Source organism: Klebsiella sp. SWET4 (genome assembly GCF_024296565.1).
In the GTDB taxonomy this organism is placed as follows: domain Bacteria; phylum Pseudomonadota; class Gammaproteobacteria; order Enterobacterales; family Enterobacteriaceae; genus Klebsiella; species Klebsiella variicola.
Window position 1 is genome coordinate 236,611 of the sequence record NZ_JANCOB010000007.1, and the last position, 13,847, is coordinate 250,457.

Sequence of the window (13,847 nt, forward strand, 5' to 3'; positions counted from 1 at the left end):
TGAGGCTGGCATTATTATTTCACAAAGACAGGATTATGCCTGGCCTTTGATCTCTTTACGACCGTTGAACGGCGCTTGCTCACCCAGCGCTTCTTCGATACGAATCAGCTGGTTGTATTTAGCAACGCGGTCAGAACGGCTCATAGAACCGGTTTTGATCTGGCCTGCAGCGGTACCGACAGCCAGGTCAGCGATGGTCGCGTCTTCAGTTTCGCCAGAACGGTGAGAGATGACAGCGGTGTAGCCAGCGTCTTTCGCCATCTTGATGGCAGCCAGAGTTTCGGTCAGAGAACCGATCTGGTTGAATTTGATCAGGATGGAGTTAGCGATGCCTTTTTCGATGCCTTCTTTCAGGATCTTGGTGTTGGTTACGAACAGGTCGTCACCAACCAGCTGGATTTTGTCGCCCAGTACTTTGGTCTGGTATGCGAAACCGTCCCAGTCAGATTCGTCCAGGCCATCTTCGATGGAGACGATCGGGTACTGTTTGGTCAGGTCTTCCAGGAAGTGAGTGAACTCTTCAGAGGTGAACGCTTTGTTGCCTTCGCCAGCCAGAACGTATTTACCGTCTTTGTAGAATTCAGATGCTGCGCAGTCCATCGCCAGGGTGATGTCTTTGCCCAGCTCGTAGCCAGCAGCTTTAACCGCTTCAGCGATAACAGCCAGTGCTTCGGCGTTAGAACCCAGGTTCGGCGCGTAGCCGCCTTCGTCACCAACGGCAGTGTTCATGCCTTTGGACTTCAGCACTTTCGCCAGGTGATGGAACACTTCAGAACCCATGCGTACGGCTTCTTTCAGGGTCGGCGCGCCAACCGGCTGAATCATGAATTCCTGGATGTCGACGTTGTTGTCAGCGTGCTCACCACCGTTGATGATGTTCATCATCGGAACCGGCATGGAGTATTTGCCCGGAGTGCCGTTCAGTTCCGCGATGTGCGCGTACAGCGGCAGGCCTTTGGACGCTGCAGCTGCTTTGGCGTTTGCCAGAGAAACAGCCAGGATAGCGTTCGCACCGAAGTTAGATTTGTTTTCAGTACCGTCCAGGTCGATCATGATCTTGTCGATGCCAGCCTGATCTTTAGCATCTTTGCCCAGGATTGCCTGAGCGATCGGGCCGTTTACCGCAGCAACAGCTTTGGTTACGCCTTTACCCAGGAAACGGGATTTGTCGCCATCGCGCAGTTCCAGCGCTTCGCGGGAACCAGTAGAAGCACCTGACGGAGCAGCTGCCATACCGACGAAACCACCTTCCAGGTGTACTTCGGCTTCAACAGTCGGGTTACCACGGGAGTCGATGATTTCACGACCGATGACTTTAACGATTTTGGACATTAGGTTTTCCTCAGTACAAGTTAAACTAAAACTCCAGACAAACAATGCACCCAGTTGGGTGCATTGCCGTTCTAACTCTTTTACTTCGCCTGACGCTTCTGGTACTCGCTCGCGGCTTTCACAAAGCCAGCAAACAGCGGGTGCCCATCACGCGGCGTCGAAGTAAACTCCGGGTGGAACTGGCAGGCAACAAACCACGGATGGTTCGGCACTTCGATGATCTCGACCAACTGATCATCCCCGGAACGGCCCGCAACGCGCAGACCAGCAGCTTCAATCGGTTTCAACAACATGTTGTTGACTTCGTAGCGGTGACGATGGCGCTCGGTGATGGTCGGCTCGCCGTACAGCTGGCGCACCAGAGATTCATCATCCAGCTGGCACTGCTGTGCGCCCAGGCGCATGGTGCCGCCCAGATCGCTCTTCTCGGAGCGGACTTCAACGTTGCCATCTTCGTCACGCCATTCGGTAATCAGGGCCACAACCGGGTATTTACAGTCTGGCACAAATTCCGTCGAGTTGGCGTTTTCCATACCCGCTACGTTGCGCGCGAACTCAATCAGCGCAACCTGCATACCCAGGCAGATGCCCAGATAAGGAATATTGTTCTCACGCGCATAGCGCGCGGTGGCGATCTTACCTTCCACACCGCGGTAGCCGAAGCCGCCCGGGATAAGGATAGCATCTAAATCCTTGAGGATTTCGACGCCGCGCGTTTCCACATCCTGCGAATCGATCAGCTTGATGTTGACGGTCACGCGGTTTTTCAGACCACCGTGTTTCAGCGCTTCAATCACCGACTTGTAGGCATCCGGCAGTTCAATGTACTTACCGACCATACCAATGGTGACTTCGCCTGCCGGATTGGCTTCTTCATAGATTACCTGTTCCCATTCGGCCAGGTTTGCTTCCGGACAAGTTAAGCTGAATCGTTTACAAATATAATCGTCCAGCCCCTGAGATTTCAACAGGCCCGGAATTTTATAAATGGAATCGACGTCTTTCAGAGAAATCACAGCCTTTTCCGGAACGTTACAGAACAAAGCAATTTTGGCTCGTTCGTTGGCCGGAACCGCGCGATCTGAGCGGCAGATCAGGATATCTGGCTGGATACCGATGGAGAGCAGCTCTTTCACGGAGTGCTGGGTCGGCTTGGTTTTGACTTCGCCCGCAGCGGCCATGTACGGCACCAGGGTCAGGTGCATAAACAGGGTATGCTCGCGGCCGATCTCTACCGCCATCTGACGAATGGCTTCGAGGAACGGCAGGGATTCGATATCGCCTACGGTACCGCCGATTTCCACCAGTACGACGTCATGGCCTTCGCCGCCCGCCAGTACGCGCTCTTTGATAGCGTTGGTGATGTGCGGAATAACCTGAACGGTGGCACCCAGATAGTCGCCACGGCGCTCTTTGCGCAGTACGTCGGAGTAGATACGGCCGGTGGTGAAGTTGTTGCGACGCGTCATCTTGGTACGGATGAAACGCTCATAGTGGCCCAGGTCCAGATCGGTTTCTGCGCCGTCTTCAGTAACGAACACTTCCCCATGCTGGATTGGGCTCATGGTGCCCGGATCGACGTTGATATACGGATCCAGTTTCATGATGGTCACGTTGAGACCACGGGCTTCAAGAATGGCTGCCAGGGAGGCTGCGGCAATGCCTTTACCCAGAGAGGATACGACCCCGCCGGTCACAAAAATATAGTTCGTTGTCATGCTGAACCTGAGAAGTTAGGGTAAAACGATGGAATAACCAGGACGGGAAAGTAGTATACCCGAACATGCGTGACGCCACAAACTTTCATTCTTCCCCTCCCCTTCGTTCTTCAAGTTGCACCTGTGTTGCGACTCGAACAACTCGAAGAGGCAGGCTACATGGTGTTTCAACGACATAACGGAAAGAGAAAATAGACGCTTTTGGCGAAATGTTTTTGACGTAAATCAAGCGCTTGTTATTTATAAAATCACACAAATCGCGCTTGATCACGAAAACTCGTTAGAGATCAGTTTCCTGGCGTTTTACTTCCTGCCACACTTCTTCCATGGTATCGAGGTCGATGCCGGTCATTTCCAGGCCGCGGGCGGCGACAATGCGCTCGACCTCGCGGAAGCGACGCTCAAATTTGAGGTTTGCTTTCTGCAGCGCCACCTCGGCTTTGACCCCTAAATGACGGGATAAATTCACCGTGGCGAACAGCAGATCGCCCACTTCCTCTTCCAGTTTTGCTTCATCCACCACCGCCTGCTGCGCTTCATGCATCACTTCATCAATTTCTTCATGCACCTTGTCGAGCACCGGTCCCAGCGAGGTCCAGTCGAAACCGACCGCCGAGCAGCGGCGCTGAATTTTGTGCGCGCGCATTAGCGCCGGCAGGCTATGGGGTATATCGTCCAGCGCCGAGTGCTGGGCTTTTTCCGCCCGCTCCGCGCTTTTGATCTGCTCCCAGCGCGCCAGGACTTCGCTGCTGTTTCCTGCGGTAGCATCAGCGAAAATATGGGGATGGCGACGCTCCAGCTTATCGCTGATGGCAGCGCAGATATCGTCAAAGTTAAAGCGTTCCTCTTCCTGCGCCATTTGCGCATAGAACACCACCTGGAACAGCAGATCGCCCAGCTCACCGCGCAGGTCGTCAAAATCTTCCCGCTGGATAGCATCGAGGACCTCGTAGGTCTCCTCAAGGGTGTAAGGGGCGATAGTGGCAAAGGTCTGCTCTTTATCCCACGGGCAGCCGTTTTCCGGGTCGCGCAGGCGCTTCATAATGCCGAGCAGGCGGTCGATTTGGGTCATGTGAGGATCCTGGAAATGTAAAAAATGGTAGAAATTGATATCGGTTTGCAACTTTTGAGCCCGGGAAAAGCGTTTTTCACGTGTGACTCCAGCGTACTTTGCGCTCCCGGTAAATGTTCTGCCATATGTCTCCTGTGGTACAGGGAGCGCACAGGGGGCGGCCAGTCGACGCCGCCCCCTGTACCCCCGGGCTCCGGCCAGCAAAATCGCCGCTGCGCGGTGCCTTCGACTTATCCCTGCAGGCTTCGGGTCGGGCCGAGGCAGCGTCCCTGCAAAACACGGCCCTCAGCCCGCATCCATGCGGGCTGCCCCTGCCTTCCGGGAACGTCTCAGCGATTTTGAGGCCGCCAACGCCGGCAGTTTCAGCAGCCATTGCCCCAGCGGTCATTCATTGACCTGGCCTGGAGAGGGCTTAACCGCCGTGCAGACGGCGCGCGTCAATGACATCGGGCACCTGGTTGAGCTTACCAAGCACCCGGCCCAGCACCTGCAGGTTGTAAATCTCAATGGTCATATCGATGGTTGCCAGCTGCTGACGGGTATCACTGCGGCTGGCGACACCCAGCACATTCACCTTCTCATTGGCGAGGATGGTGGTGATATCGCGCAGTAAACCGCTGCGATCGTTCGCCTCCACCCTGACCACCAGCGAGTAGCCCGCCGAGTAGCTTTCACCCCATACCGCATCGACGATGCGCTCCGGAGCATGCGACTGCAGTTCAGCCAGCTGATCGCAGTCGGCGCGATGCACGGAAATCCCGCGCCCCTGGGTGATAAAGCCGACGATCTCATCGCCCGGGATCGGCTGGCAGCAGCGGGCAATATGGTGCATCAGGTTGCCTACCCCTTCCACCACCACCCGGCCATTGTCCTTGGTGCGGTTCTGTGGGGCGTAGGTTTTCTGCTGCAGCTGCTTCAGCGCGGCCGCATCCTGCTCAGCGGCGCTCGGTTTATTGAACTGCGCCTGCAGGAAATTGACCATCTGGTTGAGACGGATATCGCCGCCGCCAATGGCAGCCAGCAGTTCATCGAGCTCGTTGAAGTTGTAGCGCGGCAGCAGGTGTTTTTCCGCATCCTTAAGACTGATGCCCAGATGCTCCAGCTCGTCGTCGAGGATCTGCCGACCAGCGAGAATATTCTTGTCGCGGTCCTGTTTACGGAACCAGGCGTGGATCTTCGAGCGTCCGCGACTGGTGGTCACGTAGCCGAGGTTAGGGTTCAGCCAGTCGCGGCTCGGGTTCGGCTGCTTCTGGGTAATAATTTCGATCTGATCGCCCATCTGCAGCTGATAGGTGAACGGCACGATACGGCCGCCAATTTTGGCGCCGATGCAGCGATGGCCGACGTCGCTGTGAATATGGTAGGCAAAGTCGAGCGGCGTCGACCCCGCTGGCAGGTCCACCACGTCGCCTTTCGGCGTAAAGACATACACCCGGTCGTCGAAAACCTGGCTGCGCACTTCGTCGAGCATTTCGCCAGAGTCGGCCATCTCTTCCTGCCAGGCAATCAGCTTACGCAGCCAGGCGATGCGGTCCTCATAGCCACGCCCACCGCCGGTGCCCGCTCCCGCACCCTCTTTGTACTTCCAGTGCGCAGCCACGCCAAGCTCAGCATCTTCATGCATCTGCCGGGTACGAATTTGAATCTCCACCGTCTTGCCGCTCGGGCCCAGCACCACGGTATGAATAGACTGATAGCCGTTGGGTTTCGGGTTGGCCACGTAGTCATCGAATTCATCCGGCAGGTGACGATAGTGGGTATGGACGATCCCCAGCGCGGCGTAACAATCCTGCAAACGCTCAGCCACGATGCGCACCGCGCGAACGTCAAACAGCTCGTCAAACGCGAGGTGTTTTTTCTGCATTTTGCGCCAGATGCTATAGATGTGCTTCGGCCGGCCATAGACTTCCGCCTTGACGCCTTCGGCTTTCATCTCCGAGCGCAGGTGGCCGACGAACTCGTCGATGTAATGCTCACGGTCGATACGGCGTTCGTGGAGCAGTTTAGCAATGCGCTTGTATTCTGCCGGATGCAGATAACGGAAGCAGTAATCTTCCAGCTCCCACTTCAGCTGGCCGATACCTAAGCGGTTCGCCAGCGGCGCATAGATATTGGTGCACTCTTTCGCCGCCAGCACGCGTTCATCTTCCGGCGCGTCTTTGACCTCGCGCAGATGCGCGATCCGCTCAGCAAGCTTGATGACCACGCAGCGGAAATCGTCAACCATCGCCAGCAGCATGCGGCGAATGTTATCCACCTGCTCGGAAGATACCGAGTCGTTATGGGTGGCTTTTAGCTGGCGGATAGCGGCCATGTCCCGCACCCCGTGAATCAGGGTCACGACCGATTTACCCACGCTCTCCTGCATGATCTCTTCACTAACGACTTCACCGTCCGCCAGTGGGAACAACAGCGCCGCGCGCAGCGTATCGAGATCCATACTCAGGGTGGACAGAATCTCCACCATTTCGACGCCACGCCACAGCAGCAGGTCTGCCTGCGGGTGTCCTTGCGTTTTTTCGCGACAATAATCCCAGGTTTCGGCTAAGCGCTCACACGACTGCTGGCTGGAAATCCCCAGACTCGCGATCCATTTCTTCGGGTCAAATTCACCAGCTTTATTAAGATGTGCACTTCTTACCGCAACCATTGTCCTCTCCTTAAGGGACCGGCCTGCCGAAGTCGGCAAGCCTCAACTTTCTACATGTCATCCTGCAGGTCGCGTCAGCATTGACGGCCAGGGTGGCTCTTCTGCGACGTTGTGAATGACCTTATGTAAGCCTGCGCTCAAACAACACCATTGATTCCAGATGACCGGTATGCGGGAACATATCCAGCATCGCCAGGCGTTGAATCTGATATCCAGCCTGCAACAGGGTTTCGCTGTCTCGCGCCAGCGTCGCCGGGTTGCAGGAAACATACGCCACCCGCCGCGGTGCCAGTTTTATAATATGCGGCATCACGCCCGGCGCGCCGGCGCGGGCCGGGTCCAGCAGCACTTTATCAAAGCCGTGCTTCGCCCAGGCCTGACGGGTGACATCCTCTTCCAGATTTTCATGGAAGAAAGTGACATTTGATAAACCATTGAGGGCGGCGTTTTCCCGCCCCTTTTCTACCAGCGCGGGCACCCCTTCCACCCCCACCACGTGGGCGGCTCGCGTCGCCAGCGGCAGGGTAAAATTGCCCATTCCGCAGAACAGGTCCAGTACCCGGTCCTCTGGCTGCAGATCCAGCCATTCCAGCGCAGTACGCACCATCTGCTGATTCACGCCGTCGTTGACCTGGATAAAATCCCGCGGACTGAACACTAAGCGTAGTCCGTCTGAGGTGTACCATGGCGCTTCGCCATGAATATGTTCCAGTATCTCGCTTTGCGGCGCGAGGTACAGAGAAAGACCGTGAGTTTGCGAAAAGCGTTCCAGTTTTTCCCTGTCGCCCGCTGGCAGGGCAGCGGTATGGCGCAGCACCATCAGCGGGCCGTTGTCCGCCTGCACCAGCTCGACGTGGCCGAGGTGGCGTAATGCGCTCAGCGCGCTTAAGCACTCGCGCACGGCGGGCAGCAACGCCTCAAGCTGGGGCACCAAAACAGGGCATTGCACCACATCGACGATCGCTTTGGCGTTGGCCTGGCGAAAACCCATCTGCAATTGTTGGGTCTTTGGCTGATAATTCAAGCTTAAGCGCGCGCGACGGCGGTAGCCCCACGGCATACCGGCGATGACCTCATCCACCTCACGCTTCATCAGCCGCGCCAGCGCGGCGCGTTTACTTTGCTGCTGAAGCGCGACGCTGGCATGCTGCTGTTGGCAGCCGCCGCAGACGCCAAAATGCGGGCAGCGCGGCGCCTGGCGCTGCGGGCTGTCGGTTAGACGGCGTTTCACCTGGGCGCGGGCGTACTGTTTTTTGTCTTCCACCAGCACCACCTCGGCCTGCTCCTGCGGCAGCACACCGCCCACGAACAGCGCCTTCCCCTGGTGGCGGGCAACGCCCTGACCAAAGGGATCGAGGTCATTGACTGTAACGGTTATGATCTGGCGCGTCGTCACACGCCGTTTTGCAGAGTAGAATTGCGCCATCGTAGAGAGTTGTCTCAATCAAATAAAACGAGCTCGTTCAGGGCGGCAGTGCCGCGAAGCGCACCGACGCGCACAGAACGATGATGTCTATATTCTCCCATAATGGAACCGCATGACCAACTACAGCCTGCGTGCTCGCATGATGATTCTGATACTGGCGCCAACCGTCCTGATTGGGCTGTTGCTCAGTATTTTCTTTGTCGCTCATCGTTATAACGACCTGCAACGCCAGCTGGAGGACGCCGGCGCCAGCATTATTGAGCCGCTGGCGGTCTCCAGCGAATATGGCATGAATTTGCAAAACCGCGAATCCATCGGCCAGCTGATCAGCGTCCTGCATCGGCGTCATTCGGAGATCGTGCGGGCCATCTCGGTGTATGATTCGCATAACCGGCTGTTTGTCACCTCCAATTACCAGCTCAACCCCAGCGAACTGCAGATCCCGAAAGGCGAGGCATTTCCCCGCCATCTCAGCGTCATCCGCGACGGCGACATCATGATCCTGCGCACGCCGATCGTCTCGGAAAGCTATTCGCCCGATGAGTCCCCCGAATCTGACGCCAAAATGCCGGGCAATATGCTGGGCTACGTCGCGCTGGAGCTGGATCTGAAATCAGTCCGCCTCCAGCAGTACAAAGAGATTTTCATCTCCAGTGTGATGATGCTGTTCTGCATTGGCATCGCGCTAATCTTCGGCTGGCGCCTGATGCGCGACGTCACCGGGCCTATCCGCAATATGGTCAACACCGTCGACCGCATCCGCCGCGGACAGCTGGACAGCCGGGTCGAGGGTTTTATGCTCGGCGAACTGGATATGTTGAAAAACGGCATTAACTCGATGGCCATGTCGCTGGCGGCCTACCATGAGGAGATGCAGCACAACGTCGACCAGGCGACCTCCGATCTGCGGGAAACCCTTGAGCAGATGGAGATCCAGAACGTTGAGCTGGACCTGGCGAAAAAGCGCGCCCAGGAGGCGGCGCGCATTAAGTCTGAGTTCCTGGCCAATATGTCCCACGAACTGCGCACCCCGCTCAATGGGGTGATCGGCTTTACCCGCCTGACGCTGAAAACCGATCTCAACGCCACGCAGCGCGACCACCTGACCACCATCGAACGTTCGGCCAATAATCTGCTGGCGATCATCAATGACGTGCTCGACTTTTCCAAGCTGGAAGCCGGGAAGCTGATTCTGGAGAGTATTCCGTTCCTGCTGCGCACCTCGCTTGATGAAGTGGTCACCCTGCTGGCGCATTCCGCGCACGATAAAGGGCTGGAGCTGACGCTGAACATTAAGAACAATGTGCCGGATAACGTCATTGGCGACCCGCTCCGTCTGCAGCAGATTGTGACCAACCTCGTGGGCAATGCGATTAAATTCACCGAGCACGGCAATATCGACGTGCTGGTGGAACAGCGGGCCATCAGCAACTCGCGGGTACAGATCGAAATTCAGATCCACGATACCGGCATCGGCATCCCCGAGCGCGACCAGTCCCGACTGTTCCAGGCCTTCCGTCAGGCCGATGCCAGCATTTCACGCCGGCACGGCGGCACCGGGCTTGGGCTGGTGATCACCCAGCGTCTGGTCAAAGAGATGGGCGGCGATATTTCGTTCCACAGTCAGCCGAACCGCGGCTCCACCTTCTGGTTCCATATCAGCCTTGATCTTAACCCGAACGCCATTCCGGATATGCTGAACACCGACGGGCTGACGGGCAAACGTCTGGCCTATGTGGAAGCCAACGCGACGGCGGCGCAATGTACGCTGGAGATGCTGGCCGCCACGCCGCTGGAGGTGATCTACAGCCCTACCTTCTCCTCGCTGGCGGAAGCGCAGTACGACATTCTGCTGGTCGGCATCCCGGTCTCAATGCGCGATTTGTCGCCGCATCGGGAAAAATTAGTCAAAGCCTGCGCGATGTCTGACAACGTGCTGCTTGCTCTGCCATGTCATGCCCAGGTCAGCGCCGAAGCCCTGAAGCGCGACGGCGTCGCTGCCTGCCTGTTGAAACCGCTCACTACCACCCGCCTGCTGCCGGCGCTGGTGGCCACCAATCATGCGCCGGCTTCCGCGCCGTTGACGCAAACCGACAGCCATAAGCTGCCGATGACCGTGATGGCCGTCGACGACAATCCGGCTAACCTGAAGCTGATTGGCGCCCTGCTGGACGACCTTGTGCAGCAGGTGATCCTCTGCGACAGCGGCCAGCAGGCCGTGGACCAGGCCAAGCGGCTGCAGATGGATCTGATCCTGATGGATATTCAGATGCCGGATATGGACGGCATCCGCGCCTGCGAGCTGATTCATCATCTGTCGCATCATCAGCAAACCCCGGTGATTGCGGTCACCGCGCACGCCCTGGAGGGCCAGCGGGAGAAACTGTTGAGCGCCGGCATGAACGATTATCTGGCGAAGCCAATCGAAGAAGAGAAACTGCACGCTCTGCTGCTGCGCTATCAACCCGGCCTGCTCAGCGTCGCTCCGGCGGCGCTACCACCCGCAGAGCCGGTCATCGACCATAACCTGACGCTTGACTGGCAGCTGGCGCTGCGTCAGGCCGCCATGAAGCCGGATCTGGCGCGGGAGATGCTGCAGATGCTGATCGCCTTTATGCCGGAGGTGCGTAATAAAGTGGAAGAGCAGCTGGTGGGCGAGCAGCCGGAAGGGCTGGTGGATCTGATCCACAAGCTGCACGGCAGCTGCAGCTACAGCGGCGTGCCGCGGTTGAAAAAGCTGTGCCACACCCTGGAGAGCCAGCTGCGGTCGGGTACCGCCGCCGAGGACCTGGAGCCGGAGCTGCTCGAGCTGTTAGACGAGATGGATAATGTGGCCCGCGAAGCGTGCCGGATGGGCGTGTAAACCCCGGATAGCGGCACTACGCGCCTCATCCGGGCTACGCCCTACGGTCCGGTATTCGGTTGGTAGCCCCGGTAAGCGTAAGCGCCACCGGGGACGGTTCCCGGATCGCAGTGTTACGGTCCAGTACTCGGTTGGTAGCCCCGGTAAGCGTAAGCGCCACCGGGGATGGTTCCCGGATCGCGGTGCTACGCACCTTATCCGGGCTACAAATACCACTGCGCCAGCCGGGTTACCGCTTATCGCCCATCTGCAAAACCGCGGCGACGTTACGCGCCGTCATCCGCAGGTTGGCGGCGGCATTGGCCAGCGCTTCATCCAGGGTACAGATGGTATATAACACGCTGAATACCGCATCCAGTCCGTGCTGATGCACCACCCCGACATCGGCGGTAAGGCTGCCGGCAATCCCAATCACCGGAACGTTAAAACGCTTCGCCACCTTCGCTACCCCCACCGGCACCTTGCCGTGGATCGTCTGGCTATCGATACGCCCTTCGCCGGTGATCACTAAATCGGCATCCGCCACCCGCGTCGCCAGTTGCAGCGCATCGGTGACGATCTCAATGCCCGGGCGCAGCGTTGCGCCACAAAACGCATACAGCGCCGCCCCCATGCCGCCCGCCGCGCCACCGCCTTCCAGGCTCAGCACATCGATATCTAAATCGCGGGCGATAATCCGGGCATAGTGCAGCAGGCCGCTGTCGAGGCGGTCGATCATCTGCGTCGTCGCCCCTTTTTGCGGGCCAAACACCGCGCTGGCCCCCTGCGGGCCGGTTAGCGGGTTGGTGACGTCGCAGGCAACCTCAATCCGGCAATCTGCCAGCCGCGGATCGAGTTCGCTAAGGTCGATACGCGCCAGCGTCTCCAGCGCGCCGCCCCCGGAGGCGATTTGCTGGCCGTCGGCGGTCAACAGTTTCGCCCCCAGCGCCTGCGCCATCCCGGCGCCACCGTCATTGGTCGCACTGCCGCCAATGCCAATAATGATCTGCCGCACGCCGGCGTCCAGCGCGTGGCGGATAAGCTCCCCGGTCCCCCAGGAAGTGGTTAGCAGCGGATTACGCTGCGCCGGCGGGACGCTCTCCAGTCCGCTGGCTGCCGCCATTTCGATAAAGGCGCACTGGCGATCGCCGGACAGCCCATAAAATGCCTCAACCGGTTCACCCAGCGGCCCGGTGACCGTCAGCGGAACCTGATGCCCGCCTGTCGCCGCCACCATGGCTTCCACCGTCCCTTCACCACCGTCGGCAACCGGCAGCTTGACGTACTCTGCGTCAGGATAAATCTCGCGAAAGCCTTGCTCTATCGCCGTGGCCACTTCCAGCGCGCTCAGACTCTCCTTCCAGGAATCCGGTGCGATCACTATTTTCATGTGCTGTCCTTACTCTGAGCCAACCCCTGGCGCTGTCGCGCAATGCCGGCCCCCGCAGAGGCCGACGGCCATTTAGCGCACCATGCATGGACGCTTGTTGTCAAAGGTCCAGCCCGGGATCAGATACTGCATCGCCATCGCATCGTCGCGGGCGCCAAGACCATGTTTCTTATATAGCTCATTTGCCTGCATCACGCGGTCCATATCCAGCTCAACCCCCAGGCCCGGGGTACTCGGTACCTGCACCATACCGCCTTTGATTTCAAAAGGTTGTTTGGTCAGACGCTGGTTGCCCTCCTGCCAAATCCAGTGGGTATCAATCGCGGTGATTTTGCCCGGCGCCGCTGCCGCGACATGGGTGAACATCGCCAGCGACACGTCGAAGTGGTTATTGGAGTGCGATCCCCAGGTCAGGCCGAACTCATGGCACATCTGCGCCACACGCACCGACCCCTGCATGGTCCAGAAGTGCGGGTCCGCCAGCGGGATATCCACCGACTGCAGGGACAAGGTATGGCCCATCTGTCGCCAGTCGGTGGCGATCATATTGGTCGCGGTCGGCAGGCCCGTCGCGCGGCGGAACTCGGCCATCACTTCGCGGCCAGAGAAACCTTGTTCGGCGCCGCACGGATCCTCCGCATAGGCCAGCACGCCCTTCAGCTGTTTACCAATCTGGATGGCTTCCTCCAGCAGCCAGGCGCCGTTCGGGTCGAGAGTGACGCGGGCATTCGGGAAGCGTTTCGCCAGGGCGCTGATCGCCTCAGCTTCTTCAAAACCGGCCAGCACGCCGCCCTTCAGCTTAAAGTCGTTGAAGCCATATTTTTCATACGCCGCTTCCGCCAGGCGGACCACCGCATCCGGCGTCATCGCCTCTTCATGGCGCAGGCGATACCATTCGCACTGCTCATCCGGCTGGCTCTGATAGGCCAGCGGCGTGGCGTGGCGGTTGCCGACAAAGAACAGATAGCCCAGCATTTCGACTTCGCTGCGCTGCTGGCCATCGCCAAGCAGGGAAGCGACATTGACGCCAAGGTGCTGGCCCAGCAGGTCCAGCAGCGCCGCTTCAATCCCGGTTACCACGTGAATGGTGGTACGCAGGTCGAAGGTCTGCAGGCCGCGGCCCCCGGCGTCGCGGTCGGCAAACTGGTTGCGCACCGCGCCCAGCACATTCTTGTACTCGCCCAGCGTTTTGCCCACCACCAGCGGCGCGGCATCTTCCAGGGTCTGGCGGATCTTTTCGCCGCCGGGGATTTCGCCGACGCCGGTATGCCCGGCGTTATCTTTGATAATCACAATATTGCGGGTGAAGTACGGGGCGTGCGCGCCGCTCAGGTTCATCAGCATGCTGTCATGGCCGGCAACCGGGATCACCTGCATGGTCGTAACAACGGGCGTTGAAGTGAAAGTCGTCATAGCA

At 58.5% G+C, this 13,847-nt stretch carries 8 protein-coding genes; 1 reads left to right on the forward strand and 7 read right to left on the reverse strand.

Annotated features, from left to right (window positions below; all coding sequences use genetic code 11):
• Positions 1–33: 33 nt before the first annotated feature.
• The 5 genes from eno to rlmD form a co-directional block, all read right to left on the reverse strand.
• A complete protein-coding gene (gene eno / locus NKJ21_RS17570; RefSeq protein WP_008806243.1) occupies positions 34–1,332 on the reverse strand; it encodes a phosphopyruvate hydratase in 1,299 nt (432 codons plus the stop codon).
• A gap of 80 nt (positions 1,333–1,412) precedes the next feature.
• Positions 1,413–3,050, reverse strand: coding sequence for a glutamine hydrolyzing CTP synthase (gene pyrG, locus NKJ21_RS17575; RefSeq protein ID WP_008806244.1), 1,638 nt, complete (start codon positions 3,048–3,050; stop codon positions 1,413–1,415).
• Positions 3,051–3,330: 280 nt separating this feature from the next.
• Positions 3,331–4,122, reverse strand: coding sequence for a nucleoside triphosphate pyrophosphohydrolase (mazG, locus tag NKJ21_RS17580; RefSeq protein WP_012540729.1), 792 nt, complete (start codon positions 4,120–4,122; stop codon positions 3,331–3,333).
• A 412-nt stretch (positions 4,123–4,534) separates the two neighbouring features.
• Positions 4,535–6,772: a GTP diphosphokinase gene (gene relA / locus NKJ21_RS17585; RefSeq protein ID WP_012540728.1), complete on the reverse strand. Its 2,238-nt coding sequence runs from the start codon at positions 6,770–6,772 to the stop codon at positions 4,535–4,537.
• A gap of 121 nt (positions 6,773–6,893) precedes the next feature.
• Complete coding sequence (gene rlmD, locus NKJ21_RS17590; RefSeq protein WP_060876036.1) at positions 6,894–8,198, reverse strand: 23S rRNA (uracil(1939)-C(5))-methyltransferase RlmD; 1,305 nt, start codon at positions 8,196–8,198, stop codon at positions 6,894–6,896.
• A gap of 112 nt (positions 8,199–8,310) precedes the next feature.
• Between rlmD and barA the strand changes: the two genes are divergently transcribed.
• Positions 8,311–11,061 (forward strand): two-component sensor histidine kinase BarA, encoded by a 2,751-nt coding sequence (barA, locus tag NKJ21_RS17595; RefSeq protein ID WP_012540726.1) that lies wholly within the window; start codon positions 8,311–8,313, stop codon positions 11,059–11,061.
• A 229-nt stretch (positions 11,062–11,290) separates the two neighbouring features.
• Here barA and NKJ21_RS17600 read toward each other — a convergent pair whose 3' ends face one another.
• Both NKJ21_RS17600 and gudD read right to left on the reverse strand, forming a co-directional pair.
• Complete coding sequence (locus tag NKJ21_RS17600; RefSeq protein WP_008806249.1) at positions 11,291–12,430, reverse strand: glycerate kinase; 1,140 nt, start codon at positions 12,428–12,430, stop codon at positions 11,291–11,293.
• Between the two features lie 72 nt (positions 12,431–12,502).
• Positions 12,503–13,843 (reverse strand): glucarate dehydratase, encoded by a 1,341-nt coding sequence (gene gudD, locus NKJ21_RS17605; protein WP_008806250.1) that lies wholly within the window; start codon positions 13,841–13,843, stop codon positions 12,503–12,505.
• Positions 13,844–13,847 lie beyond the last annotated feature (4 nt).